Origin of the sequence: Candidimonas nitroreducens, assembly GCF_002209565.1 — a bacterium.
GTDB lineage: Bacteria > Pseudomonadota > Gammaproteobacteria > Burkholderiales > Burkholderiaceae_B > Candidimonas > Candidimonas nitroreducens.
Genome location: NZ_NJIH01000012.1, coordinates 1 through 25,541, shown reverse-complemented (window position 1 = coordinate 25,541; position 25,541 = coordinate 1). Strand labels below are relative to the sequence as shown.

The 25,541-nt window shown below is 65.9% G+C and carries 19 protein-coding genes, 3 tRNA genes and 1 pseudogene; 17 read left to right on the top strand and 6 right to left on the bottom strand.

The genetic code is table 11. The annotated features are described in order from the left end of the window. Positions 1–94 precede the first annotated feature (94 nt). The 3 genes from CEY11_RS19990 to CEY11_RS19980 all read left to right on the top strand — a co-directional run bounded on the left by CEY11_RS19990 (position 95) and on the right by CEY11_RS19980 (position 1,572). On the top strand, positions 95–298 hold the full coding sequence (locus CEY11_RS19990; protein WP_088605307.1) for a CopG family transcriptional regulator: 204 nt from the start codon (positions 95–97) through the stop codon (positions 296–298). 117 nt (positions 299–415) lie between these two features. Then, positions 416–1,414 carry a Bug family tripartite tricarboxylate transporter substrate binding protein gene (locus CEY11_RS19985; RefSeq protein WP_088605188.1) on the top strand — a complete coding sequence of 333 codons (999 nt, stop codon included), beginning with the start codon at positions 416–418 and terminating at the stop codon, positions 1,412–1,414. A gap of 81 nt (positions 1,415–1,495) precedes the next feature. After that, positions 1,496–1,572 (top strand) — tRNA-Met (locus tag CEY11_RS19980). Between the two features lie 253 nt (positions 1,573–1,825). On the opposite strand, the gene CEY11_RS19975 is transcribed toward CEY11_RS19980, so the two are convergent. Together CEY11_RS19975 and CEY11_RS19970 are read right to left on the bottom strand one after the other, a co-directional pair. Next, positions 1,826–3,496 carry an FMN-binding glutamate synthase family protein gene (locus tag CEY11_RS19975; protein ID WP_088605187.1) on the bottom strand — a complete coding sequence of 557 codons (1,671 nt, stop codon included), beginning with the start codon at positions 3,494–3,496 and terminating at the stop codon, positions 1,826–1,828. A 159-nt stretch (positions 3,497–3,655) separates the two neighbouring features. Then, the gene (locus tag CEY11_RS19970; protein ID WP_233154994.1) at positions 3,656–4,642 is read right to left on the bottom strand and encodes a Bug family tripartite tricarboxylate transporter substrate binding protein; all 987 of its coding nucleotides are present in this window, start codon (positions 4,640–4,642) and stop codon (positions 3,656–3,658) included. A 253-nt stretch (positions 4,643–4,895) separates the two neighbouring features. Between CEY11_RS19970 and CEY11_RS19965 the strand changes: the two genes are divergently transcribed. After that, the gene (locus tag CEY11_RS19965; RefSeq protein WP_088605186.1) at positions 4,896–5,783 is read left to right on the top strand and encodes a LysR family transcriptional regulator; all 888 of its coding nucleotides are present in this window, start codon (positions 4,896–4,898) and stop codon (positions 5,781–5,783) included. A 205-nt stretch (positions 5,784–5,988) separates the two neighbouring features. Continuing rightward, on the top strand, positions 5,989–8,157 hold the full coding sequence (locus CEY11_RS19960; RefSeq protein ID WP_233154993.1) for an aconitase family protein: 2,169 nt from the start codon (positions 5,989–5,991) through the stop codon (positions 8,155–8,157). A 16-nt stretch (positions 8,158–8,173) separates the two neighbouring features. On the opposite strand, the gene CEY11_RS19955 is transcribed toward CEY11_RS19960, so the two are convergent. Both CEY11_RS19955 and CEY11_RS19950 read right to left on the bottom strand, forming a co-directional pair. After that, the gene (locus tag CEY11_RS19955) at positions 8,174–9,412 is read right to left on the bottom strand and encodes a YeeE/YedE family protein (RefSeq protein ID WP_088605184.1); all 1,239 of its coding nucleotides are present in this window, start codon (positions 9,410–9,412) and stop codon (positions 8,174–8,176) included. A gap of 123 nt (positions 9,413–9,535) precedes the next feature. Then, the gene (locus tag CEY11_RS19950; RefSeq protein WP_088605183.1) at positions 9,536–10,858 is read right to left on the bottom strand and encodes an arsenic transporter; all 1,323 of its coding nucleotides are present in this window, start codon (positions 10,856–10,858) and stop codon (positions 9,536–9,538) included. A 184-nt stretch (positions 10,859–11,042) separates the two neighbouring features. Here CEY11_RS19950 and sugE point away from each other — a divergent pair, with 184 nt between their 5' ends. Beyond that, a complete protein-coding gene (gene sugE, locus CEY11_RS19945; RefSeq protein WP_088605182.1) occupies positions 11,043–11,357 on the top strand; it encodes a quaternary ammonium compound efflux SMR transporter SugE in 315 nt (104 codons plus the stop codon). Between the two features lie 134 nt (positions 11,358–11,491). Beyond that, entirely contained in the window at positions 11,492–11,953 is a 462-nt protein-coding gene (locus tag CEY11_RS19940) for a GNAT family N-acetyltransferase (RefSeq protein ID WP_088605305.1), read from the top strand. 23 nt (positions 11,954–11,976) lie between these two features. Here CEY11_RS19940 and rnr read toward each other — a convergent pair whose 3' ends face one another. Continuing rightward, on the bottom strand, positions 11,977–14,424 hold the full coding sequence (gene rnr, locus CEY11_RS19935; protein WP_088605181.1) for a ribonuclease R: 2,448 nt from the start codon (positions 14,422–14,424) through the stop codon (positions 11,977–11,979). Between the two features lie 225 nt (positions 14,425–14,649). Between rnr and CEY11_RS19930 the strand changes: the two genes are divergently transcribed. The 3 genes from CEY11_RS19930 (at position 14,650) to CEY11_RS19920 (ending at position 17,090) form a co-directional block, all read left to right on the top strand. Continuing rightward, positions 14,650–14,734 (top strand) — tRNA-Leu (locus tag CEY11_RS19930). 216 nt (positions 14,735–14,950) lie between these two features. Next, a complete protein-coding gene (gene rlmB, locus CEY11_RS19925; RefSeq protein WP_088605180.1) occupies positions 14,951–15,694 on the top strand; it encodes a 23S rRNA (guanosine(2251)-2'-O)-methyltransferase RlmB in 744 nt (247 codons plus the stop codon). Between the two features lie 163 nt (positions 15,695–15,857). Beyond that, positions 15,858–17,090, top strand: coding sequence for a cystathionine gamma-synthase family protein (locus CEY11_RS19920; protein WP_088605304.1), 1,233 nt, complete (start codon positions 15,858–15,860; stop codon positions 17,088–17,090). 114 nt (positions 17,091–17,204) lie between these two features. Here CEY11_RS19920 and CEY11_RS19915 read toward each other — a convergent pair whose 3' ends face one another. Beyond that, positions 17,205–18,101, bottom strand: coding sequence for a LysR family transcriptional regulator (locus CEY11_RS19915; protein ID WP_088605179.1), 897 nt, complete (start codon positions 18,099–18,101; stop codon positions 17,205–17,207). Between the two features lie 409 nt (positions 18,102–18,510). On the opposite strand from CEY11_RS19915, the gene CEY11_RS19910 reads away from it, so the two are divergent. From CEY11_RS19910 to CEY11_RS25440, 7 genes and pseudogenes are all read left to right on the top strand, one after another. Next, a complete protein-coding gene (locus CEY11_RS19910; RefSeq protein ID WP_088605178.1) occupies positions 18,511–18,783 on the top strand; it encodes an HU family DNA-binding protein in 273 nt (90 codons plus the stop codon). Positions 18,784–18,890: 107 nt separating this feature from the next. After that, positions 18,891–18,966 (top strand) — tRNA-Val (locus CEY11_RS19905). Positions 18,967–19,175: 209 nt separating this feature from the next. Next, on the top strand, positions 19,176–21,968 hold the full coding sequence (acnA, locus tag CEY11_RS19900) for an aconitate hydratase AcnA (RefSeq protein ID WP_088605177.1): 2,793 nt from the start codon (positions 19,176–19,178) through the stop codon (positions 21,966–21,968). Further along, positions 21,965–23,137, top strand: coding sequence for a lactonase family protein (locus CEY11_RS19895; RefSeq protein WP_088605176.1), 1,173 nt, complete (start codon positions 21,965–21,967; stop codon positions 23,135–23,137). The genes acnA and CEY11_RS19895 overlap by 4 nt, the downstream gene beginning before the upstream one ends. Beyond that, positions 23,134–24,138, top strand: a complete 1,005-nt coding sequence (locus CEY11_RS19890) for a Bug family tripartite tricarboxylate transporter substrate binding protein (protein WP_088605175.1) — start codon at positions 23,134–23,136, stop codon at positions 24,136–24,138. The genes CEY11_RS19895 and CEY11_RS19890 overlap by 4 nt, the downstream gene beginning before the upstream one ends. A gap of 255 nt (positions 24,139–24,393) precedes the next feature. Beyond that, complete coding sequence (locus CEY11_RS19885) at positions 24,394–25,299, top strand: energy transducer TonB (RefSeq protein ID WP_088605174.1); 906 nt, start codon at positions 24,394–24,396, stop codon at positions 25,297–25,299. 35 nt (positions 25,300–25,334) lie between these two features. Further along, positions 25,335–25,541: pseudogene (locus CEY11_RS25440) on the top strand (hypothetical protein); the annotation flags it as partial.

The window sequence follows — 25,541 nt, the reverse complement described above, 5'->3', positions numbered from 1 at the left end:
GGCTGATACCGCGGCCGATACCGTGATCGATACCGCGACTTGCGCCAGCTGCTTCGATCATTATAATTCTATTAACATATATCCCGGTACAGCCATGGAAACGAAGAGTGCCCGATTGACGGTTCTGGTCGATCCCGTAAAAAAAGAAGTATTCGAAAAACTGTGCCATGCACAGGATCTGACGCCGTCGCAGGTGGTGCGCCAGCTCATACGCGAATACCTGGCGCAGCATGGCGTCACTTACAAAACGCAGAGCAGCGTCGGCGCGCGCAGGCGCGGCAAGGATTCCGCGCAATAAGCTTGCGTAGCGCCTGTCCCGGCTGGGGGCGATGGCCATGGCGGGCGATGAGCGCGCCATGCTGGGGGATAATACAGGAACAAGTTCAACAATCCATATCAGTTCGGGGGATATCCAATGGCTCGTTCCTTAGCTTCGTTTTCGCCACGTCGCCGCGCGCTGACCGCCGCGCTGAGCATGGCCGTTGTCGCCGCGCCCACGGCCTGGGCGCAGCGCGGCGGCCCTGTCATGCGCATTATCGTGCCCTTTGCGCCCGGCGGCGGTAACGATGTGCTGGGCCGGCAGATGGCGCACGGCCTGGGCGAAATGTTCAAGCAGGATGTCATCGTCGAGAACAAGCCGGGTGCTGGCGGCAATCTGGGCACCGAGCAAGTCGTGCGGGCCTCGGCCAAGAGCAATACATTTTTGCTGGGCCACACCGGTACCGTGTCGATCAACCCGGTGCTGTACATGAAGCTGAAATTCAACGCGTCCACAGACCTGCAGCCGGTGGCCATGTTTGCTTCTTCGGCCCTGCTGCTGGTCGTGCCGGCCAACTCTCCCGTGCACAATGTCCAGCAACTGGCCGATGCCTTGCGCAGCAAAGGCGGCGACATGGATTTCGCCTCGAGCGGCACCGGCACCGGCGGCCACCTCACTGGCGAAATGCTGCTGCAGACCCTGGGCGCCAAGGCGCTGCACGTGCCTTACAAAGGCACCGCGCCGGCGCTGACGGACGTTGCCGGGGGCCAGGTGGACTTCTGCTTCAGCGTCATCCCCGCCGCCATGGCCATGGTCAAGGGCGGAAAGCTGCGTGCCCTGGCCGTCACCAGCCCGAAGCGGCTGAACCTGCTGCCAGACATTCCCACCATGGGCGAGTCGGGGGTGCCGGAACTCAAGGGCTTTGAAAGCACGCTGACGTACGGCATTCTCGCCCCGAAGTCGGTCGGGGCGGATGTGGTCGCGAGTCTGGAGCAGAAAATACTGGAAGTGGCCGCCACGCCCGATTTCCAGTCCAGGCTGGTGGTCGAAGGCGCCGAGCCCATGCTCGGAGGCTCCGCCGCCTACGCCCACAGAATACAAGAGGAAAGCCGCAAGTGGGGCATAGTGATCAAGACCGCCGGTGTTGCGGTGTAAAGAATCATCGCCTTGGCACGGCGCGAGCCCTGCGGGCCGCGCCGGCAAGCCCAGCGAAACTATGCTATAGTGTCGCGCTTTGGCGCATTAGCTCAGCCGGTTAGAGCGACGGAATCATAATCCGCAGGTCCCCTGTTCGAATCAGGGATGCGCCACCAGAGATATCAAGGGCTTAGCGTTCGCACGCTAAGCCCTTTTCCATTGTCCGCCCAGCATGGGCGCAGGCTCGGCTCTTCCCCATTTTCGGGGGATGAGGGCATTCATTACACTCGGTTAATCACCCCGTTCCAACCGCACTGGGCCAAGACCCGCATGCGGTAATTCTCAAAATTCCTGAAGCCAGGCCCTTCTTCATTTTCGGAGGATCAAGGCAGGCTCTTCGGCTCTACCCCATCGGCTTTTGAGGCTTGATCAGTCTCCCGCCGCTGCCTGCGGCACGGGCGTTGCGGCATTGCCCGACAGGGCCGCGCTCAGGCTGTAGGTGGGAGCGAAGGACTCTGCTTGAGCCATGGGCCAGGCCACTCGGAAAATGGTCTGGCGGAATTTGCCGGCCAGCAGCTCGCCTTTTTCGAGGTCGGGGAACAGCGCCGAGAGCACGCGCACTTCGCCGTTGGAGATGCGCCGGGCGACGTGGTGCGGACGCAGCTCGCCGGGGTGCGTCAGGCCGGCCGCGCCCAGCAGCTCGGCCAGGGCCGCGAGCGTGTTGTGATGGAACTGCATTACGCGCACCGACTTGTCGGCCACCACCAGGCCGGCCTGGCGCTTCGGGTCTTGTGTGGTGACCCCCGTGGGGCACTTGCCGGTGTGGCAGACCTGCGCCTGGATACAGCCTATGGCGAACATGAAGGCGCGGGCGCTGTTGCACCAGTCGGCCCCCATGGCCATGACGCGGGCCATGTCGAAGGCGCTGATGACCTTGCCCGAGGCGCCCAGCTTGATGCGCTCGCGCAAGCCTATGCCCACCAGGGTGTTGTGCACCAGGCGCAGCCCTTCGCGCAGCGGCGTGCCGACGTGGTCGACGAACTCTATGGGCGCGGCGCCCGTGCCGCCCTCGGCGCCGTCGACGACGATGAAGTCGGGCGTGATGCCGGTCTTGAGCATGGCCTTGGCAATGCCGAACCATTCCCAGGGATGGCCCACGCACAGCTTGAATCCTACCGGCTTGCCGCCGGAAAGCCGGCGCAGCCGGGCGACGAACTGCATCAGCTCGATGGGGGTGCTGAAGGCGCTGTGCTTGGAGGGGGAATTACAGTCCTGCCAGGCGGGCACGCCGCGCGCGGCGGCGATTTCGGGGGTGACCTTGGGCCCGGGCAAAATGCCGCCATGGCCGGGCTTGGCGCCTTGCGAGAGCTTGATTTCTATCATCTTGACGCTGGGCTTCGTGGCGCGTTCGACGAAGGCTTCTTCCGAGAAATTGCCTTCGGCGTCGCGACAGCCGAAGTAGCCCGAGCCGATGTTCCAGATGAGCGAGCCGCCGTTGGCCAGGTGATAGCTGCTGATGCCGCCTTCGCCGGTGTCGTGGGCGAAGTTGCCTAGCAGGGCACCTTTGTTCAGTGCCAGGACGGCGTTGGCCGACAGGGCGCCGAAACTCATGGCCGAAATATTCAGCACCGACAACTGCACGGGCTGGGTGCAGTCGGGGCCGCCCACGGTGATGCGGAAATCGCTGTCCGCCGGATGAACCGGATCCATGGAGTGGTTGATCCACTCGTAGTCGGTGCCGTAGACATCGCGCTGCGTGCCGAAGGGGCGTTTGTCTATGACGTGCTTGGCGCGCTGATAGACCAGCGAGCGGTCGGCCCGCGAGAAGGGCAGCTGCTGCGTGTCGTCTTCAAGAAAATACTGGCGGATTTCGGGGCGGATGGACTCGAATATGAAGCGCAGGTTGCCGATGACCGGATAGTTGCGGCGTATCGTGTGGTGGGTCTGGATCTGATCCATCACCCCCAGCAGCGACAGAGCGCCGAAGATCAGCGTGCCGACCAGCCACCAGGCGCTGACGACTGCGGCAAGTATCAGCGTGACCAGGGTCAAAAGGATGACGAGGTGGAAGACGGTGTGGCGGGTGAACAGGCGGCTCATGCTAGGCGTCCTTGTGGTTCGTTCGCCCTGCACCTTACTTCAGAACTGCGGCCAGGGGCAAACACCGGGATGCCGTGGCGGCCGGCGGCAGGGGCCGGCCACTGCGGCGCCGCCTGTGCCCGTCTTCTTTGTTGATCTGCGCGACGACAGGCTATTGCTTCAACCGCCGGCTTTCGCCGTCTGGCGCTCGCCCATCAGTTCCCGGGTCGAGACGATTTCTTGCTTCAAGGTGTCCAGGAATTCGGCGGAAGAGGTGCCGCTGGGGTTGAAGCCCTGGACGGCGAACTGTTGCTTCACGCCGGGCAAGGCAATCACGTCATGCACTGTTGCTTGCAGCAGCTGAACCACCGGCGCGGGCAGCTTGGCCGGGCCGATGAGCCCTATCCAGGGCGTGTAGAGGTAGCCCGCCACGCCCGATTCGGCCAGCGTGGGCACGTTGGGCAGGGAGGGCAGGCGTTGGGCGGAGCTGGTCGCCAGGGCGCGTATGGTGCCGGCCTTGATCTGCGCTTCGGCCGTCGAGACCGCCAGGAAGGCGGTTGCCACCTGGCCCGACATCAGGTCGGTCATCAAGGGATTGCCGCCGCGGTAGGGGATGTGCATGAATTTGATGTGCGCCATTTTTTCCAGCATCAGGCCGGCGACGTCCAGGGCGCTGCCCACGCCGGCCGAACCGAAATTGATCTTGTCCGGATGGGCCTTGGCTGCTTCGATCAACTGCCGCACGGTCTGGTAGGGCGATTTGGCGGGGACGGCCAGTACCAGCGGCACGGAGCCGATGAGGGTGATGGCGGTGATGTCCTTTACCGTGTCATAGGGCAGGTCGGCGTGCATGCTGGGGTTGATGGCGTGATTGGACGACACCAGGCCCAGCGTGTAGCCGTCGGGGGCCGCGTTCACGATTTCCCGGGTACCCGGTATGCCGGCGGCGCCGGCCTTGTTCTCGACCACGAAGGACTGCTTCAGCGTCTTGCCCATGTCCGGGGCAATGGCGCGCGCCACCAGATCCAGCCCCGATCCGGGGGCGCTGGTTACGATCAGGCGCACGGGGTGATTGGGGTAGGCGCCCGCCGCCCATGCCGCGATGCAGGCGGTGCTGCCGGCCAGGGCCAATGCACAGGCCACGGCGATACGGTGAGTTGCTTTCATTTTGTCTGGTCTCCTCGAGTGATGGATGTGCTGTCCAGGCGCTGCGCCGGCGCCGGCCGGGACGAGCGGTACGGCCGTCGGCCCACGCGCCGGTGCGCGTCGATATGCCTGCACCCGGCGACGATTCTAAGAGGCACGCGGCTTTGCGCTGTAGAGTTAATCCGCGATGCCCCATATCGCCGATTACGATGGTGTCGCGCCGGGCGGGGTTACACTGCGGGGCGATCCTTCTTTTCGCAGCGCTACCGGAAACATGATTCGCCGCATCGATCCCTACAGCTTGCATTTATTTATTGCGGTCGTGGCCGAGGGGTCGATTTCGCGCGCGGCCGCCAGGGAACACATTGCTCCGTCGGCGCTCAGCCGCCGCATTGCCGAACTGGAAAACATGCTGGGCGTGAAGCTGCTGGTTCGGTCGCCCAAGGGCATAGAACTCACGCCCGCCGGCGCGCTGGTGCGGGAACGCGGCAGCCGCATCGACAAAGACCTGCAGGCGCTGGCGCGCGACGTGCTGGGGCTCGATGGCCAGGTCAACGGCCTGGTGCGCCTGTGTGCCAATATGTCTTCGTTGATCGGCTTCCTGCCGGAACGCCTGCAGGCTTTCAACACCGCGTATCCCGCGGTGCAGATAGCCATCGCAGAGCGCGACACCCCCGAAGTGATACGGGCCTGCCTGGACGATGAGGCCGACGTGGGCGTGTGCGTCAAGACGGAGTCGCCGGCCGGGCTGGAGGCGTGGCCGTTTGCCACCGACCCCTTGATCGTCGTCATGCTCAATGCGCATCCGCTGGGCGGGGCGAAGAAGCTGCGTTTCGCCGACGCGATGCAGTATCCGCTGATATGGGTGCATTCGGGCGGCGCATTGGATAATTTGCTGCGCACCCAGGCTGGGAAGATTGCAGGCGGTTATACCCCGCAGGTGGTCGTCAGCAGCTTCGACATCGCCTGCCGCATGATCGAGGCCGGGCTGGGCATTGCCATCATGCCGCAAAGTGCGGCGACCGCTTATGCGGGCGCGCGCAAGTTCGCGCGCCGCGCCCTGGCGGAAAGCTGGGCGGCGCGCGATCTGTACGTGTACGCTATGCGCAAATCGCCGCGCCACCGCGCGGTGCAGGAGCTGATAGAGGCGCTCAAGGGCTGAGGCCGACGGCCGCCCGGGAAGCTCTCGCAAGCGGGGCGGCGTGCGCAACAGCGGCCGCCTGGAGGTCTATGTGCCGCAAGGCTGCGGGGTGCGACCGCGTAGTACTGGGCACGGTTGCCCCGCCAACCGATCATCGCCGTTTGCGATGCCGGCCTGCGCGCCTGAGCACTTGCGGGCGGTGCGCAATTCGCGACATAATTTCCCGATGGAAGCCATTACGCAAAATGCCCTGTCTTTCGGGCGCATCCTGTTTCTGAGCATGGATCCGGCCCTCATCAGGCTGCAGCTCGACGGCCAGGATCTCGACCTGGATCGCGCCGGCCCCTTGCGCGACGACGTCTCGACCGACGAGATCACGCCCATGGCGGCCCTGGCCCATTATGACGAGCAACTGGGCCGCTACCCCTATACCGGCCTGCGGGCCGGCGCGCAGATTCCCATCGGCCCGGACGCCGTGCTCGCGGGGAAATTCGGCGTCACGGTCGGCGGCAAGCGCTACGGCAAGGGTTCTTCGCGTGAGCACAGCCCGGCCGCCGAAAAACTGGCCGGCATCCGCTTGGTCGTGGCCGAGAGCTTCGAGCGCCTGTACCGGCAGAACGCCGACAATATCGGCCTGATCACCTCGACCGATTTCGGCCTGATAGCGCGCATACAGCGGGGCGAGGCGATCCCGCTTGCCGAGCTGCTTGCCGGCCGCGAGGCGCTGGCCGCCGGCATACTGGGCAGCGGCGGCCTGCTGCGCTTCGGGCGCCTGCACATGGCCGGGCTGCAGCCCTCGGGCGCCGTTGCGGCCGAGCCGCCGGCTGGCGCTTTGAACCAGGGCTCCGGGCGGGATGATGCGTCCGCCGGCGCGGATCGACGGCCGGATGAGCCCGCCCACGATCTGCCTGCGCAGGATCTATCGGCGCAAGATCTACCGTCGCGGGGTCTATCGGCACAGGATCTACCGTCACAGGATCCATCGGCTCGAGGCCTGCCCGAAGGCCGGCCCAGAACCCTGTTCGAAAAAATCATCGCCCGCCACCTGCTGCAGACCGAATACACGCGCGATGCACAAAACCCGGGCGACGGTGTGTTCGTCAGAGCCGACTGGCGCTTCATCCACGAGTACTACACGGGCATGTGCGCGCACATGCTGCATGCCGCCTTCGGCGCGCCGGTGTCCATGCACGACAAGGACTCCATCATCGCCTTCGAGGATCACACCTCGTATGTGGAGTCCAGCCCCATGCACCTGGCGCGCGGGCTGGTGCCGAACATCCTGCGCCTGCGCCAGGCGCACCGCGATTTCGTGGCCCGCTACGGCCTGCGCTCGCACCGCACGCTAAGCGAATCCGAGGCGGCGCGCGACGACGGCACCAATGTGGCCGGCATATCGCACGCCATGATCAGCGAACACTACGCGCTGCCGGGGCAGGTCGTGGTGGGTACCGATTCCCACACGCCGCATAGCGGTGCGCTGGGCTGTGCGGCTTTCGGGGTGGGAACCACCGACATGGCCAACGCCTTCGTCACCGGCGCGGTGCGCATGCCGCTGCCCGAGTCGATATTGGTGGACTTGCAGGGCAGCCTGCCCGCGGGCATTACCGCCAAGGACATCGCCTTGGAGCTGCTGGCGCGGCCCGAAATCCGCAGCGGCGCCGGCATAGGCAAGGTCTTCGAATTCGGCGGCGAGGCCGTGGCGGCGCTGCCTACCGACGAGCGTGCCACGCTGACCAATATGACGGCCGAGCTGGGCGGCTTGACCGGCATCGTGGCGCCCGATGCGGAAACCCTGCGCTTCCTGCGCGAGCGCCGCGGCATCGATTTCCGGCTCGAGCCCTGGATGCGCAGCGACCCCGGCGCCCGCTACGCAGCCGTGCTGCGCGTGGATTGCAGCCGCCTCTCGCCCATGGTGGCCCGCCCCGGCGACCCGGGCAACGGCGTGGCGCTGGGCAGCCTGCCCGAGCGGGCCGCCATCGATATCGCCTATGGCGGGTCGTGCACGGCCGGCAAGCGTGAAGACTTCGACCAATACTATGCCGTACTGGCCTGGGGGGTGGAGCACGGCTTGCGCGTGCCCGACTCGGTCACGCTGTACCTGCAGTACGGCACGACCGCCGTGCGCGATTATTGCGTGGGGCGCGGCTACGACCGCGTGTTTGCCGCCGTGGGGGCACGCATGCTGGAGCCTTCCTGCGGCGCCTGTGCCAATTGCGGGCCGGGCTCGTCGGAACGGACGGGGCAAGTTACTGTCAGCGCCATCAACCGCAATTTCCCCGGCCGCTCGGGGCCGGGGCAGGTCTGGCTGGCCAGCCCGCCCACGGTGGCGGCGAGCGCCCTGGCAGGCCGGCTGGTGTCGTTTGCAGAGCTACAGCGGCAGCAAGGCCGCTAATTACCAGCCCAGGCGTTCAGCACCCGGACGGTTGCGCGGTCTTCTCGACGGACAGCCCGAACCAGGGGCGCAGCAGTACGCCCAGGGCGCTGCCGGCGAAGGCGCTGGGCAGCCAGATCCAGGCGTGCAGGCTGCCGGACACCATGCCGCTGAAATAGGCACCGATATTGCAGCCCCAGGCCAGCCGGGCACCGAAGCCCAGCATGACACCGCCCACCGCCGCGGCCAGCAGCGAGCGCAGCGGGATCTTCCAGACCGGGGAGAAGCGTCCGGCCAGGGAGGCGGCCACCAGGGCGCCGAGCATGATGCCGATGTCCATGACCGTGGTGACGTCGTGGCTGAGCGGCGCGAACAGCGTGTCCTGGTCGTTGGCCCAGTATTGCCAGAAGGCCACATCGGTGCCGGCCGCATCTAGGGCCTTGGCGCCCCACAGGGTGAAGGCGGAAGTGATGCCCCATGGGCGGCCCGACACGGCCAGCGTGGCGAAATTCAGCAGCGCCAGCGCGACTGCGCCCCATATCAACGGCCAGGGGCCGCGTATGGCCTGCCACCACGCGGGCTTGCCGGCACCGGGGTTGGCGGGGGCCACGAGCCTGCCATGGCGGCGTTTTTCTATGACCGTGGTAAGCCAATAGATGACGGCGAACACCGCCAGGTTGGCGACCAGCGCGGTGGGCCAGCCCCATTCCTTGACCAGCGATGTGGGCGGCAGCGAGGGCAGCGTTGCCCACCAGGTGAAGTTGACCGTGGCCAGCACCGAGCCCGCGACGAAGCCGGCCAGAGTGAGGATCATGCGGGTGCTGCCGCCGCCCACGGCGAACAGGGTGCCCGAGGCACAGCCGCCGCCGAGCTGCATGCCGATGCCGAAGATGAATGCGCCGATAACCACCGACAGGCTGGCCGGCGCCACAATGCCCGACACGTGCTCGCCCCACAAGCTGCCCTGCGACAGCGCCGGGAAGAACAGCACCACGCCCAGGGCCAGCATGATCATCTGTGCGCGCAGGCCGGCACCGCGGCCGTCGGCGACGAATACCCGCCAGGCCTGGGTGAACCCGAAAGACGCGTGATACAGGGTTACGCCCAGCAGCGCGCCGATGATCCACAGCGAGCCTTGGCGCCATCCGGCCTGTTGCGCGAGGTAGTTGGCGCCCACGGCCAGCAATAGCAGCGACACCAGCAGCGGCATGTAATTGATGCGCGGCGCGGAAGCGCCGCCGCGGGCGGGATTCAGGGTGGAAACCAGGGTGTTCATTGAGGATCTTTCTAATATAAGCAAGGACATCCAGCGCAAAGTCTAGCGGCTGGGCGCTTATTCTAAAACGACTATATAGATATTCTCTTATAGCGTAATTGTATATAACGATGAATAAGCGGTCTAATGGGTAATTTGCAGCCAGGCCGCCAGCGCCGCCAGCGTGCACAGCAGCACGGGCAGCGTCAGCACAATGCCGGTGCGGAAATAGGCGCCCCAGCCTATGCGGATGCCGCGTCCGGCCAGGACATGCAGCCACAACAGGGTGGCCAGGCTGCCGATGGGCGTTATCTTGGGGCCCAGGTCGCTGCCGATGATATTGGCGTACACCATGGCCTGGCGCACCAGCTCGGGGGCATGGCTGTCTTGTATCGACAACATGCCCAGCAGCACGCCGGGCAGATTGTTGGTGATCGACGACAGGAATGCGGCCGTCAGGCCGGTGCCCAGCGTGGCGGCCCACAGCCCCGCATCGGCCAGCCACTGGAACAGGGCCGACAGCCAGCCCAGCAATCCGGCGTTGCGCAGGGCCAGCACGATCAGGTACATGCCCAGCGAGAAGAACACGATGTTCCAGGGCGCCCGGCGCATCAGGCGCCGCGTGCTGATCGCCCGCCCGCGCCCGGCCACCAGCAGCAGTACCAGGGCGGCCGTGCCGGCGATGGCGCTGGTGGGGACGTGCAGCCTGCCCAGGAAGAAAAAGCCGGCCAGCGTCGCCAGCAGCAAGACCCAGCCCGCGTGGAAGGTTCGGCGGTCGCGGATGGCGCTGGCGGGGGCGGGCAGGGCGCCCAGCTCGTAGCGGCGCGGCAGCAGCCTGCCGAAGTACAGCAGCAGCACCGCCAGGCTCGCGGCGATGGATACCAGGTTCACCGGCAGCATCACGGCCGCATAGCCGCCGAAGTCCAGTCCGAAGAAATCGGCGGAAAGGATATTCACCAGGTTGGACACGGTCAGGGGCAGGCTGGCGGTGTCGGCGATGAAGCCCGCCGCCAGCACGAAGGCGAACAGGCTCGCGCCGGTCAGGCCCAGCGCCACCAGGATCTCGACCACGATGGGAGTGAGTATCAGGGCTGCGCCGTCGTTGGTCAGCAGGCCCGAGACGCAGGCGCCGAACAGCACCACCATGATGAACAAGCGGCGGCCGTGCCCGCGGCCCCAGCGCACTACATGCAGCGCCAGCCATTTGAAGAAGCCCGCTTCGTCTAGCAGCGAGTTGCTGATGATGATGGCCACCAGCGTTGCGGTGGCATTCCACACCATGTGCCAGATGTGCAGCACGTCTTCCCCATGCACCAGCCCCAGGGCCAGGCACAGCGCCGCCCCGGCCAACGCGCTCCAGCCTATGTCCAGCCCGCGCGGCCGGCGCACCACCAGGAACAGCGTGGCGGCGAATATGGCCAGCGCGGCGGCGGACGAAATGCTGGCGGCTTCGGGTAGGGCAGGCATGGAGTCCAGGCGGGCGCAATCGGCAATAAGGGGGGCGGGAGCCGGAAATCGATAGTAGTAGAATCAGAGGCCTTCGGACAGCGGGGACGGCCCCGTTGCCGGAAGCCTGCGCGGCGCCATGCCGGCCTTGCGGCTTCCGCGGCCATGACCGGGGACGGCCCCTTTATACCGTAAGGAGTGCAGTATGGCTTGGCTGGTGCTGGTGCTTGCCGGATTGTTGGAAGTGGGGTGGGCCATAGGCCTGAAGTATACCGAGGGCTTCACGCGCCTCTGGCCGACGCTCTGGACCGTGGCCAGCATGGCGCTAAGCGTGGCGATGCTGGGCGTGGCGCTCAGATCCCTGCCGGTGGGCTCGGCCTATGCGGTCTGGGTCGGCATCGGGGCGGTGGGTACCGTGATCCTGGGCATTGTGTTGTTCGGCGATTCGGCCAGCCTGCCCAGGCTGGCGAGCGTGGCCTGCATCATCGTCGGCATCGTCGGCCTGAAGCTGGCCGGCTGACGCCGCCGGGTGTGCCGGCCACGATCGTTGCGGGGCCATGTTGCGGCAGCGCCGCTGCGCCGTCCGCAGCCGCACCGCCCATGGCCCCAGGGCTTGCGTCGCCATAACGCTGGCGACATGTCGGGAGTATGCACATGGACAAGAACTTACACGGCAAACAGAACGGGCAGCAGGTCAGAGTGCTGCTGGGCGACTGGCCCACCTGCCAGCGGGACGCCCTGGCGGTGCGCTACGAGGTCTTTGTGGACGAGCAGCATGTGCCGGCCGAAATCGAAGCCGATGGCGAAGATGCGGTCAGCCTGCACGCGGTGGCCTACGATGGGCGGGACGTGCCGGTGGGTACGGGCCGGCTGCTGCGCGATGCGCACATCGGGCGCATGGCGGTGCGGGCTCCGTACCGTGGCCACGGCGTGGGCTCGCGCATCTTGATGGCGCTGGTGGACGAGGCCCGCGCGCGCAATTACCCGCAGGTAGTGTTGTCGGCCCAGGTGCATGCCCGCGCCTTCTACGAAGCCCATGGCTTCGTCGCGCAGGGCGCCACGTACATGGAAGCGGGCATCGAACACGTCGCCATGTCCAAGGCCCTGTCCGCCTGACGCGGCCCGGCCGGTACGCGCCGTCAGTGCCGCCCGCGCCCCGATTTACGCGCGCTTGCGGTAGCCTTGGCGCTGCGCTTGGCCGCTGCGCGCCGCTCGCGCGAGGTCGTACCCTTGAGCGCCTCGGGCTTGGCCGAGGCCGCCCGCTTGACGCGCCGTTGCGGCGCCGCTTCGGTGCCGGTCACGGATTTCTGCAGCTCTTTGAAGCCCGTGCCTTTGACCAGCCGGAATTCGATGCGGCGCGCCTCGAGGTCGACGCGCGAGACCTGCACCTGAACCGCGTCGGTCAGGCGGTAGCGGATGCCGGTGCGCTCGCCGCGCAGCTCGTGCATGGCTTCGTTGAACTGGAAATAGTCCGAGCCCAGCTCGGAGACGTGCACCATGCCTTCCACGTGCAGGGTGTCCAGCGTGATGAATACACCGAAGCTGGCCACGCCGGTGACGCGCCCGCTGAAGACTTCGCCCACGCGCTCTTTCATGAACCAGCACTTGAGCCAGGCCTCGACGTCGCGCGAGGCGTCGTCGGCACGGCGTTCGCGCGCCGACAGCAGTACGCCGAGTTTTTCCCACACGGCGTGTTCGCGTTCGCCGCGCGGCAGCGCCACGGCCGCCGGCACATCGGCCAGCTGCGGCACGTAGTGCTTGCCGGCCAGTATCGACTTGATGACGCGGTGCGTAAGCAGGTCGGGATAGCGGCGGATGGGCGAGGTGAAGTGCGTGTAATGCTCGTAGGCCAGACCGAAATGCCCGAGGGGTTCGGGGCTGTAGATGGCCTGCTGCAGCGAACGCAGGCACATGGTCTGCAGGATCTCGAAGTCGGGCCGCTTGCCGGCTTCTTGCACCAGGCGCGCGTAGTCTTGCGTGCCGGGCTCGTCGCCGCCACCCAGGCTCAGGCCCAGGTTGCGCAGGTATTCGCGCAGCGCCTTGAGCTTTTCCGGGGTCGGCCCTTCGTGAACGCGGTACAGGCCCTGGCGCTTGTTGCGCACGATGAAATCGGCGGCGCAGGTATTGGCCGCCAGCATGCATTCCTCGATGAGCTTGTGCGCGTCGTTGCGCGCATAGGGAACGATTTTTTCTATGCGGCCCAGCGGGTTGCAGATGATCTTGGTTTCTACTGTGTCGAAATCGATGGCGCCGCGCTTGACGCGCGCCTGCGCGAACAGCTGGTACAGCTCGTACAGGTTCTGCAGATGCGGCAGCACCTCGCCCAGCGCCTGCGCCGCCGGCCCGGTGGGCTGCTGCAGGGCGGCCCACACGTCGGTGTAGGTGGTGCGGGCATGCGAATGGATGACGGCCTCGTAGAACTGGTAGGCGCCGACCGTGCCCGCCTTGGCGCCGCTGGCCTGCACCACCATGTCGCAGACCATGACCAGTCGGTCGACCTTGGGGTTGAGCGAGCAGATGCCGTTGGACAGCGATTCGGGCAGCATGGGTATGACCCGGCGCGGGAAGTAGACGCTGGTGCCGCGCTCCAGCGCGTCGTCGTCCAGCGCATCGCCCGGCCGCACGTAGTGGCTCACGTCGGCGATGGCCACCAGCAGGCGCCAGGCGGGTTTCTTGCGCTTGGCGGTACCGGTGTCGACCGGCATGCAGAACACGGCATCGTCGAAGTCGCGCGCGTCTTCCCCGTCTATGGTTACGAAAGGCACGTCGCGCAGATCGATGCGGCCTTTGATCTCGCCAGGGCGGACGATGGCGGGCAGCTTGGCGGCCTGTTTCAGCGCCGCTTCCGAGAAGTCGAGCGGCACGTCGAACTTGCGCACCGCGATTTCGATTTCCATGCCGGGGTCGTCGATCTCGCCCAGCACTTCGACCACGCGGCCTATGGGCTGCGTGTGGCGGGTGGGCTGCTGCACGATCTGCACCGTGACCACCTGGCCGTTTTCGGCGCCGGCGGTGTCGCCGGGCGGGATCAGGATGTCGTGCTTGATGCGCTGGTCTTCGGGTGCGACGATGAGCGCCCCGCGTTCTTTGAGGAAGCGTCCGACCAGCTTGTCGGTGCGGCGTTCCACCACTTCGACGATGGTGGCCTCGGGCTTGCCGCGGTATTCGCCGTCGGGCCTGGCCAGCACCCGGTCGCCGTGCAGAACCTTGAGCATTTCACGCGGCGACAGGAACAGGTCGGGCCCGCCATCGTCGCGCAACAGGAAGCCGAAGCCGTCGCGGTGCCCCTGCACGCGCCCGGCGATGAAGTCCAGCTTGCCGCTTAGCGCCAGGCGCCCTTGCGGATTGACGAATAGTTGCCCGTCGCGTTCCATGGCTTTCAGGCGGCGTTCGAAGCCGTGGGAAATAGGGACGTCGGCTCCCAGCGCGGCCGCGAGTTCGTTCACGGCTAGGGGCCCGGTCGAGGCCCGCATCTGTTTAAGAATGGACTCCCGGCTGGGGACGTCCGGATCGTAATCGGCGGGCAGTTCGGGCCCGCCTTGGGCGATCTCGCTTTTGTTGCTTTCGTTCTTGGATCGTTTGGTCAAAAGAGGGTTTCCGATGGGTAACAAAGTAGGATATACTAGCGCCTCTTAGCGAGTCGTGCTCGATAAAAAACGGGTCACGCAGCTAAGAAATAGTGAAGAAGTATTGAAGAAGGTACGTGCAAAGCTACGGGTGCGCCGGGCATAGGCCCAAGCCCCAAGCAGCGTCGGCAAAAATCTAGTATGATTGCGCCTTCGCAAAAAGCAGTACGCGACAAAGCATAGTTGGCCCAGGTGGCGGAATTGGTAGACGCGCATGGTTCAGGTCCATGTGCCGCAAGGTGTGGAGGTTCGAGTCCTCTCCTGGGCACCAACAGCTTTGAACATAAAGCCTCGTAAATCGTCGATTTGCGGGGTTTTTTGTTTTTTTGCCTGCATTTTCCGCTTACCGGCGTCATGGCGTCGCGGACAGTGGCATTATAAGTCCCTCCATTGGTATGGGGTAAATGCCAGCGGCCGGCAAGGCCTACGGGCCGGGTCTTTTCGGTGGCCTGGTTTGCGGCGCCCGCCTGGTTTTCGAGGAACGAACATGTCGTCACATCAAGTCCTGGCCGGCTTCCATGCCGTGACCGCCCGCCTGCGCCATGCGCCGGCCACGCTCAAAGAGCTTTACGTCGAGGCTTCGCGCCGCGACAAGCGCATGCAAGCCTTCATACAGCAGGCCCAGGCGGCGGGTGTGCGCGTGCATCCGGTCGCGGCCGAGCGGCTCGACGGGCTGGCGCATGGCTTGCGGCACCAGGGTGTGGTGGGGCTGGCCGAAGCCCAGGCCTTGGCGGTCGATGTGGACGAAGTGCTGGATCTGCTGGAAGACCGCAGCGACCCGGCACTGCTATTGGTGCTGGACGGCGTTACCGACCCTCACAATTTAGGAGCCTGCCTGCGCACGGCCGATGCTGCCGGCGTGCATGCCGTGCTGGCGCCGCGCGACCGCGCCGTCGGCCTGAACGCTACGGTGCAGCGCGTGGCCTGCGGCGCGGCCCAGACCGTGCCCTACATCATGGTGACCAATCTGGCGCGCACCCTGCGGCGCCTGAAAGAGCGCGGCATATGGCTGGTGGGTACCGACGACCAGGCGGCCCAGGGGCTATACGATGTGGATGCACGCCGGCCCATGGCCTGGGTAATGGGAGCCGAAGGCGAGGGCATGCGGCGCCTGACTTCCGAGCTTTGCGACCAGCGCGTCACCATCCCCATGCTGGGCTCGGTCGAGAGCCTGAATGTCAGCGTGGCCAGCGCCGTCTGCCTGTACGAGGCGGTGCGCCAGCGCCGCTGAAGGCCCGCAGCGGCCGGGCCGCGGCCGGCTCCAGACATTGTCTGATGTCGGCATCACGGAACTCGGCCCGGACTCATCTGATATTGGACAGGGCCGGCCGGCTTGGCGGTATCGCCGCAGTAGTATGATTCCTGCTTGTTTCCCGCTACAACACATGGCAATCATGGCCGACAAGAACGGTTTCACTACGACTATCCTGCATTCCGACCGGCGTTCCCAGGTCGAGCACGGGGCGGTGCACAAGCCCATACATCCCTCGTCCCAATATGCCTTTTCCAGTTCGCGCGAGCTGGCGGCGGTGTTCCAGGGCAAATCGGGCTTTACCTACGCGCGCCAGGGCACGCCCACTACCGCGGCGCTCGAGGCCAAGATAACCCGGATGGAGGGCGGGCAGGCTTCGGTCAGCTTCGCCACCGGCATGGCCGCGCTCACCGCGACGTTCTTCACGCTGCTGCGCGCCGGCGACCACCTTATTACCAGCCAGTACATATTCGGCAACACCAACAGCTTGCTGGGCACATTGGCCGGCCTGGGCGTAGAGGTAACACTGGTCGATGCGACCGATATCGATGCGGTGCGGCGCGCCTGGCGCCCCGAGACCCGCATGGTCTTCACCGAGACCATCGCCAATCCCGGCACGCAAGTCGCCGACATTGCCGCCATCGGCCAGTGGTGCAAGGAAAAGAATCTGGTCTACGTGGTCGACAATACCCTGACCACGCCCTGGCTGTGCCGCGGCATAGACGTCGGCGCATCGCTGGTGGTGAATTCCCTGTCCAAGCATATTGGCGGCCACGCCAACGCGCTGGGCGGCACCGTCACCAGTACCGGCTTGTACGACTGGTCGGGCTACGACACTATCGCTGAACCCTACCGCAAGGGCGATCCCGCCGGCTGGGGCCTGCTGCAGATCAAGAAAAAAGGCCTGCGCGACATGGGCGGCACGCTGTCCGCCGACGCGGCGCATCGCATCGCGATCGGGGCCGAGACGCTGGCGCTGCGCATGGACAAGTGCTGCGCCAATGCGCTGGCCCTGGCGCAGGCCTTGCAGGCTCATCCCAAGGTCGCCCGGGTTCATTACCCCGGTCTGCCCGGTCACCCGCAGCACGAGCGCGCCGGCCAGCTGTTCGGCGGCCGCTATGGCGCGCTGATGGGGGTCGAGCTGGTCGACGAACTGGATGTGTTCGAGTTCCTGGATCGGCTGCGCGTGTTCGCGCTGGCGACCCACCTGGGCGATACCCGCAGCCTGGTGCTGCCCGTGGCGCACACCATCTACTACGAGATGGGGGCCGAGCGGCGCGCGCTCATGGGCATCAGCGACAACCAGCTGCGGCTGTCCATAGGCATCGAAGACACGCAGGACATCATCGACGACATGCTGCTGGCCATGGAGTAGCCGGTCGGCTCGCGCCCCGGCTTACATCCTGTCCCGGCTCGTGTCCCGGCTTGCCGGATTGCATGGCGCCGGGCTTGCCGGCCCGGGGCAGCTGCGCCGTTGCCCGGCCTTCATTCAATCGGCCTGGCCGCGCCCGCTCAAGCTGTCGAGCAGGGCCTTGACCGTGGGCGTGGCATCGCGCAGGCTGCGCACCCCCATGAGCAGATCGCGCCGCGCCCAGGGTTCGTTCAGCGTCAGGGCCTTGAGGCCCGTGCCCTTCAGGTGCGGCTGCGCCAGGGCGCGCGGCATCAGCGCCAGGCCCAGGCCGGCCTCGACCATCTGGCACATGCTCTCGAAGCTGCTGATGCGGATCTTGAATGCCAGGCTGCGTCCGCGTCGTGCGGCCTCGGTCGTCAGCAGGGTATGCACCGAGCTGTCCACGTGCGGGCCGACGAACTCGTGCTCGATGATTTCGTCGAATGTTACGCGGCTCTTGCGCGCCAGAGCATGGCCGCGCCCCACCAGGGCGATCAGCTCGTCGCGCCGGTAGGGAAACACTTCCAGGCCCTGCGCCGGCGTCTGTTGCGCGAAGATGCCCAGATCGGCGCTGCCGTCGCACACGGCCTGCACCACGGCCGAGCCGACACGCTCCTCGATGTCGAAGCGGATCAGGGGGTAGGCCGCGACAAAGCGCGCGATGTCCCTGGGCAGAAACTGGGCGATGGCCGAGGTGATGGCGTGGATGCGCACGTGCCCCTTGATGCCGCCGCCGTAATCGGCCAATTCGTTTTCCATCTGCCCCAGAACCGCTTGCAGCTGGCGCGCGTAGAACACCATGGATTGCCCGGCCGGGGTCAGTTCCACCCCGCGCGAATAACGCGCCAGCAGCGGCGCGCCGACCTGGTCTTCCAGTTCTTTGATGCGTTTGCTTACCGCCGAGACCGCCAGGTGGCGGCGCCGCGCGGCCCGTGTAAGGTTTTTTTCTTCGGCCACCGCAAGCAGGATGGCAAGCGTCGTCAGGTCGTATTTCATCGCGGGAACATTGCGTGTGCAGGCTTGGGTGCCAGCTTCCCGGAGAATACATCAGCGGGGCGCGCATGGCAGCCGGCTCGTGCGCGCGGGTGCGCCAGTGTGGTGCGCGGGGCCGGCCCGCAAGCCATAGTCTTGAAGAAAATTGACAATGTTGTCACTCGGAAACAAAAAAGCCAGTAACGATGCGGGTCTTGAGGGGTGTTTTGCTTGACAGCCCTTTTTTAAAAAGGCTTAATACGCGTTAGCAAACGGATCGCATGTCTTGCTTGCGCCGCTTGCGTAAAAAAGCCATCGACGGTTATAAGGCAGCCCGGCAGATCGCGTTCGCTGCCGGTCTTTCAATAAAGCGCCAGACTGCACTCTTTCGTTGGGGGCGTCTGGTTTTAATAATTTCTAGGGGTGAACCTTAATGAACAAAACTGAACTCATCGAACACATTTCTAGTAAAGCCGATCTGTCCAAGGCCGACGCCGGCCGTGCGCTCGACGCATTCATCGGCGCAGTCAAGACCACTCTCAAAAAGAAAGGTTCGGTGACCTTGGTTGGGTTCGGTACCTTTGCCGTGTCCGAACGCGCTGCCCGCACCGGCCGCAATCCCCGCACCGGCGAAGCCATCAAGATCAAAAAGGCCAAGGTACCCAAGTTCCGTCCGGGCAAAGCCCTGAAAGACGCCGTCAACTAATGCACGGTCTGGTGCTCCGCGCTATTTGCGCGGGCACCTGCGACTGGCTATAATCTGGCCCTCGCATTTCGCGGGAAATCTGGCGGCCCCTGGCACACGACACAAAGGGGTGCTTAGCTCAGTTGGTAGAGCGGCGCCCTTACAAGGCGTAGGTCACAGGTTCGACCCCTGTAGCACCCACCAAGATTTCCGCAGCCGATCAAAGCACTTGAAAATTTCTTTCAAGTGCTTTTTTTATACGCGCGCTCGGCAGCCACGCGTTCTCCAAACGAGAACGCAGCAGTGGCAAATGACCAATTGTCGCTGATCCGTCCCATCGCTAGCATTGCTGCATGTGGAAGTGCGCGGCCTCGCCGCAAGCGCATTTCCGAACTGGAAATGCGAACGCGATCATGGACATCAAACCTCTGCCGCAACACCTGAGCTCCGTTACTGTCGGCGCTCGGCCGTATCAATACGTCGATCTGCTGAAGGTGGTCGGCGCCGAACGCCTGGCGCGCTTGCCTTTTTCCTTGCGGCTATTGATCGAGAACGTGGCGCGCTGCGCGCCGCAGGCGCTGGACTCGGTGCTGGCGCGGGCCGCGGGTCAGGGGCCGGACTGCGAGGTGCCGTTCTATCCGAACCGCCTGATGATGCACGACACCACCTGTCTGCCGGCTCTGGTCGATTTCGCCGGGATGCGTGATGCGGTGCATGCGCTGGGCGGCGATCCGGCGCGCGTCAATCCCGTGATTCCCGCCGTGCTGGCCATCGACCATTCGGTGATCGTCGAGGAATACGCCCGGCCCGATGCGCTGCAGCGCAATCTGGACATCGATTTCCGCCGCAACGGTGAACGCTACCGCTACATCCGCTGGGCGCAGAACAGCCTGGACAATTTCAAGGTGATTCCGCCCGGCACCGGCATCATCCACCAGATGAACATGGAGGTCGTGGCGCAGGTGGTGTGCGAGACAGCCATGCCCGGCGGCGGCATGCTGCTGCATCCGGACGATATGGTGGCCACCGACAGCCATACCCCCATGATCAATGCCATCGGCGTGCTGGCTTGGGGCGTGGGCGGCCTGGAAGGCCAGGCCGCGCTGGTGGGTGAGCCGGTGCCGATTCCGTTTCCGCGCGTGCTGGGCGTGCGCCTGAGCAATCGCCTGCCGGCCGGCGCGACAGCTACCGACCTGGCCCTGCGGCTGGCCGAGCTGCTGCGCGCCCGCGGCGTGGTCGGGAAGTTCGTCGAGTTCTACGGCCCGGGTGTGTCGACGCTGGGCTGGGGCGCGCGCGGCACTGTTTCGAACATGGCGCCCGAGTATGGCGCAACGGTGGTGTTCTTCCCCTACGACGATGAAACACAGCGCTATCTGCGCCTGTCGGGTCGCAGCGGCGAGCACCTGGAACGAGTAGGCAGCTACCTGCGCGCGCAACGGCTCTGGCGTCGCGACGATATGCCCGAGCCGCATTTCGACGAGGTGCTCGAGCTCGACCTTGCGAGCGTCGAGCCCAGCGTGGCCGGCCCCTTCCAGCCGCACCAGCGGCGCAGCCTGGCACAGGCACGCCGTTCCTTCTTCGATCAAGTGCCGATCGGGCACGTGCGGGAAGAGGGCGCTGCCGGCCGGCGGCCGGTGCTGCCCGGGGAGCAGGCCACAACAGGTGCCGCAGGCGGCGCCGCAACCATAGAGGCTGCAGCCGGAGCCGACGCGGCTGCGGCGGGCGTGGGCAGCCCGCGCGAGGGGGCGGTGGTGATCGCCGCCATCACCAGCTGCACCAACACCGCCAATCCGGACGTGATGATCCAGGCCGGACTGCTGGCGCGCAAGGCCCGCGGCCTGGGGCTGCGCCCCAAGCCCTGGGTCAAGACTTCCTTGTCCCCGGGCTCGCAGGTGGTCGCCGATTATCTGCGCGCTTCGGGCCTGCTCGATGATCTGGCCGCGCTGGGCTTCGACCTGACGGGCTTCGGCTGTATGACCTGCATCGGCAATTCGGGGCGCCTCGAGCCGCACATGGAAAGCCTGGCCGACCGGGGCTTCAAGGGCGTTGCGGTGCTGTCGGGCAATCGCAATTTCGCCGGGCGCGTCAATCCGAAAGTGCCGGCAGGCTATCTGGCTTCGCCCGCGCTGGTGGTGGCGTACGCCTTGGCGGGAACGATAGATATAGACATCGGTGCCGAGCCGATAGGCCGCGATGCCGCCGGCCACGAGGTGTTCCTGCGCGACCTGATGCCCTCGGACGCCGAGGTGCGCGAGCTGGCGTCGCACTGGGTGCGCACCGAAGACTTCCGCGCGCGCGCCCGCAGCGCCTGGGACGGCACGCCCCAATGGGCGCGGCTCGAAGCGCCGCACGGCACGCTATATGCCTGGGATCCGCGCTCCACGTATCTGCGCCGCCCGGGCTACCTGGAATCGGTGCCTGCACAGGCCCCGCTGCGCGGCGCGATAAAAGGCGCGCGCGTGCTGATGCAGCTTGGCGACAACGTCACGACCGACCATATATCGCCGGCGGGGGCGATTCCGGCGTCGAGCCTGGCGGGGCAGTGGCTGCTGCAGCGCGGCGAGCGCTCGGAGGACTTGAATCAATATTCCACGCGCCGCAGCAACCACGAGGTGATGCTGCGCGGCGCCTATACCAATGTCGCGGTACGCAATCTGATAGAGGGCGTGCAGCAGGCCGGCAGCGGCGGCCATGCCTGGAATGTCGAGCACACGGAAGTGCTGCCGGTCTATGAGGCCTCGCGCCCGTACATCGAGCGCGGCATCGACCTGGTCATCATGAGCGGCATCAACTACGGCGCGGGCTCCAGCCGCGACTGGGCGGCCAAGGCCCAGGCTTTGCTGGGGGTCAAGGCTGTGGTCGCGCTCAGCTTCGAGCGCATACACCGCAGCAATCTGATCGGCATGGGGGTGTATCCGCTGGAGTTCCCGGCCGGCTTCGACTACGGCGCCCTGCGGCTGCGCGGCGACGAAGAACTGGACTTCGACGGCCTGGAGCACATCGCCGTGGGCGCCAATGCCGTGACGCTGCGCATACGCGACGCGCAGGGGCGCGGCACCGAACTGGGCCTGACCCTGCGCATCGACTCGCAACAGGAAATTCTTTATCTGCGCCACGGCGGCGTGCTGCCTTTCGTGGTGCGCAAGATGGCCGGCACGGGCGGCGCCCAGGCCGGTGACGGCGGCTTGCAAGGAACTGCCCGATGAGCGCTCCGGCCCACGGAGCGCACGCGGCACAGCCACAAGAGGCACAGCCACAAGAGCCCTTGCCGACGGGCGGCGCCGGCTCGTACTTTGCCTACGTGGGCAGCCGCACCACGCGCGAGCGCAATGCCCGCGGCAAGGGCATCAGCGTGTTCCGCTATGACCCCGGCCGCGCGGCACTGACGCTGCTGCAAGAGTTCGGCGGGCTGGTGAACCCTTCGTTCCTGGCCATCGACCGCGCCCAGCGCCACCTGTATACGGTGCATGGCGACAGCCGGCAGGTCAGTTCTTTCGACATCGGCGAGGACGGCCGCATCGCCTTGTTGAACACGCAGGACACGGGCGGCACGAATCCGGTGCATCTGGCCTTGGATCCCAGCGAGCGTTTCCTGGTGGTGTCGAACCATTTGTCCAGTTCGCTGGCGGTGCTGCCGATTTCGCCCGAGGGCCGGATCGGCACGGTGGCGCAGACGCTGCGCCTGGAGGGGCCAGCCGGCCCGCACCGCATCGAGCAGCCGCATTCCAAGCCGCACTTCAATCCCTTCGACCCTGCCGGGCGCCACGTGCTAGTGCCCGACAAGGGGCTGGATCGGGTGTTCTGCCTGGCCTTCGAAGAGGGCCGTCTGCGGCCGGTGTCGTATGCCGTGTGCCGCGAGCATGCGGGCCCGCGCAACCTGGTGTTTCATCCGCGGCTGCCGCTGGCCTATGTGGTCAACGAGCTGGATTCCACCGTGACCTCGTATCGCTACGAGCCGGGCACGGCGCGGCTGGAGCCGCTGCAGATCATTCCGACCCTGCCGCAGAGCTACACCGGCAACAGCCGCGCCTCGGGCGTCGTGGTCGATCCGGCCGGGCGTTTTCTTTATGCCAGCAACCGCGGGTTGGACAGTATCGCGATGTATGCGATCGACGCCGCCAGCGGCTGGCTGGAGTTTCTGGGGGTGCAGGACGCCCTGGGGGCAACACCGCGTTTCATCACCCTGGATCCGGACGGCCGCAGCCTGTTCGTCGCCCACGAAGACAGCGACGGCATCGCGGTTTTCCATGTGGATCCGGATTCCGGCGCCTTGCGCCTGGCCGCGCCGGTCGTGCCTGTGGGCAGCCCGGTCAGCGTGGTCTTCAAGACCGCTGCAAGCTCATCGGTTTCATCAATTTCAAGGAGACAAGCATGATTTCATTCTACAAGCGCAAGGGCCTGCGCCGGGTATTGCCGGCAGGCGTGTGTGCGGCCGTGCTGGCATTGGCGGGCGGCAGCGCCGCGGCTGCGTCGTATCCGGACGCGCCGATACGCCTCGTGGTGCCGTTTTCGGCGGGGGGCGGCGTGGACATCGTCGGCCGCATCTTCGCCAAGAAGCTCAACGAGGCGCTGAAGCAGCCGGTCATCGTCGAGAACAAGCCCGGGGCCAGCGCCATGATAGGCGCGGGCTACGTGGCGCATTCCAAACCCGACGGGCTGACCATACTGCTGGCCAGTTCCGGCGAGACCGCCATCAACCCGCATTTGTACAAGCACATGGCCTACGATCCGGCCAAGGATCTGGCGCCCATTTCCCTGATCGCGCGGATACCCAACCTGCTGGTGGTCAACATGGGGATACCCGTCAAGAACGCCGCGGAACTGGTCAAATACGCCAAGGCGCATCCCAGGGCCATGACTTATTCCTCGAGCGGGGTGGGCAATATCCAGAACCTGTCGGGCGAGCTCTTCAACAAGATGGCCGGCACGCACATACGCCACATCCCCTACAAAGGCGCCGCGCAGCAGATCGCCGACGTGGCCGCGCAGCACGTAAGCATGACTTTCGCCAGCGGCGCCGCGCTGCAGCCTTACATACAAAGCGGCAAGGTGCGGCCCATTGCGGTGACATCCACCCAGCCCATGTCGGCCTTCCCGAAGGTGCCGCCGCTGGCCGGCACGGCGCAATTCGCCGGCTACGACCTGGTCAACTGGTTCGGCCTTTTTGCGCCCGGCGGCACACCCAAGGCGATCATCGACACGCTCAATGCCGCGACCGTGAAAATACTGCGCGACCCTGAATTCGTGAAGACCCTGGAACTGCAAGGCGCGATCCCGGCGCCCATGAGCGCCCAGGAATTCGCGGCGTTCCGCAGCAGCGAGTCGGCGAAATTCGCGCAGATCATCCATGACACCGGAATTGCCGTGAACGAGTAATGCGGGCCGCAGCGCGATGCCGGTAGTACCCGGTGTCGCGCTGCAGCGCAGTGGCCGGGTCGCGGCCAGCATGGCACTAACAGCGTGGCACTCTGTGATAAGTGGCACCCTGATATTGCGAATAATTCCTATTTTTGTTAACATCGCTGTCTTCCCTGTGACAGGGGCTTGACGGTGCCGTGCCTTGCGCGGCTGCGCAGAGCCCGTGCGCGGGGGCTTTGAGCAACCCTTTCCTTTCTAGTGTCTGCCGCATTCATGACGCGCCTGCGAGTCCCTGCTAAAAACCGTTCGGTACTGATCAAGATCTCGGCGGCTTTCCTGGTACTCGGCTTGCACGTTGCCGTGCTGGCGGGCATTCTCAGCACCTCGACCGTCAAGCCCGAGATCGAGCCGGCGGATTCCACCGAGCTGCGCTTTGTCGAGATCGCACCTGAACCGGTCGATACGGCGCCCACCGAAACACCCGCGGTAGAGCAGGTGCAGCCGCCCGAACCCGAGCCGGTGCAGGAAGAAACCCCGCCCGAGCCGGAGGAAGAGCCTCCGCCGCCGCCTGAAGAGCAGACTCCGCCTCCTGTGGAAGAGCCGCCTCCCGTGGAAGAGCCCCCGCCCCCTGTGGAGGAGCCGCCTCCGCTGGTCGAGCAGCCTGCCGAAGAACATGTCGAGCCCAAGCCCGAGGTCAAGCCGGAACCCAAGCCCGAGCCTCCGCCCAAGCCGAAGCCCAAACCGAAACCGAAGCCCAAGCCGGTGCACAAGCCGCGGCCCAAGCCACGGCCGCAGCCGGTCAAGCCCGCGCCCGAGCCGGTGCAGGCGGCGGCGCCGTCCGGCCACGCCGACGAGCAACAAGTGGCCAAGGCGCCGGCCAAGCCGGTCGACCCCAATCGTCCGCGGCTGATCGGCCGCATCGATTACCTGGGCCGCAGGCCGGTGCCGGTTTATCCGCGCCTGTCCGAACGGCGCGGCGAGCAGGGCAGGGTAGTGATACGGGTAGTGATCTCGCCCAAGGGCGAGGTCATGAAGGCGACCGTGCGCAGCTCTTCGGGCTTCACGCGGCTCGACGACGCGGCGCTGGACGCGGCGCGTTCGGCCCGCTTCAAGCCTTACACGGAAAACGGCGTGGCCTTTGCCGCCATGGCCGATATTCCCTTCGATTTCGTTTTATAGATTCGTACCAGACTGACAGCAGATAGGAACGAGACATGTTCGATTTACTTCATAGCGCCATGCACGTGCTGGCCCAAGTAGGGGGCGATGCCGCAACGGCCGCCGCTCCCGCCGCCCAGGCCGCGGCGGCCGCCGGCGCCGCAGCCGCAGGGGCGGCCGCACCCGCCGTTGGCGCAGCCGGGGCCATGGCGCCGGCCGTCGGCGCCGTTGGCGCTGCAGCCGCGCCGGCTATCGGCGCCGCC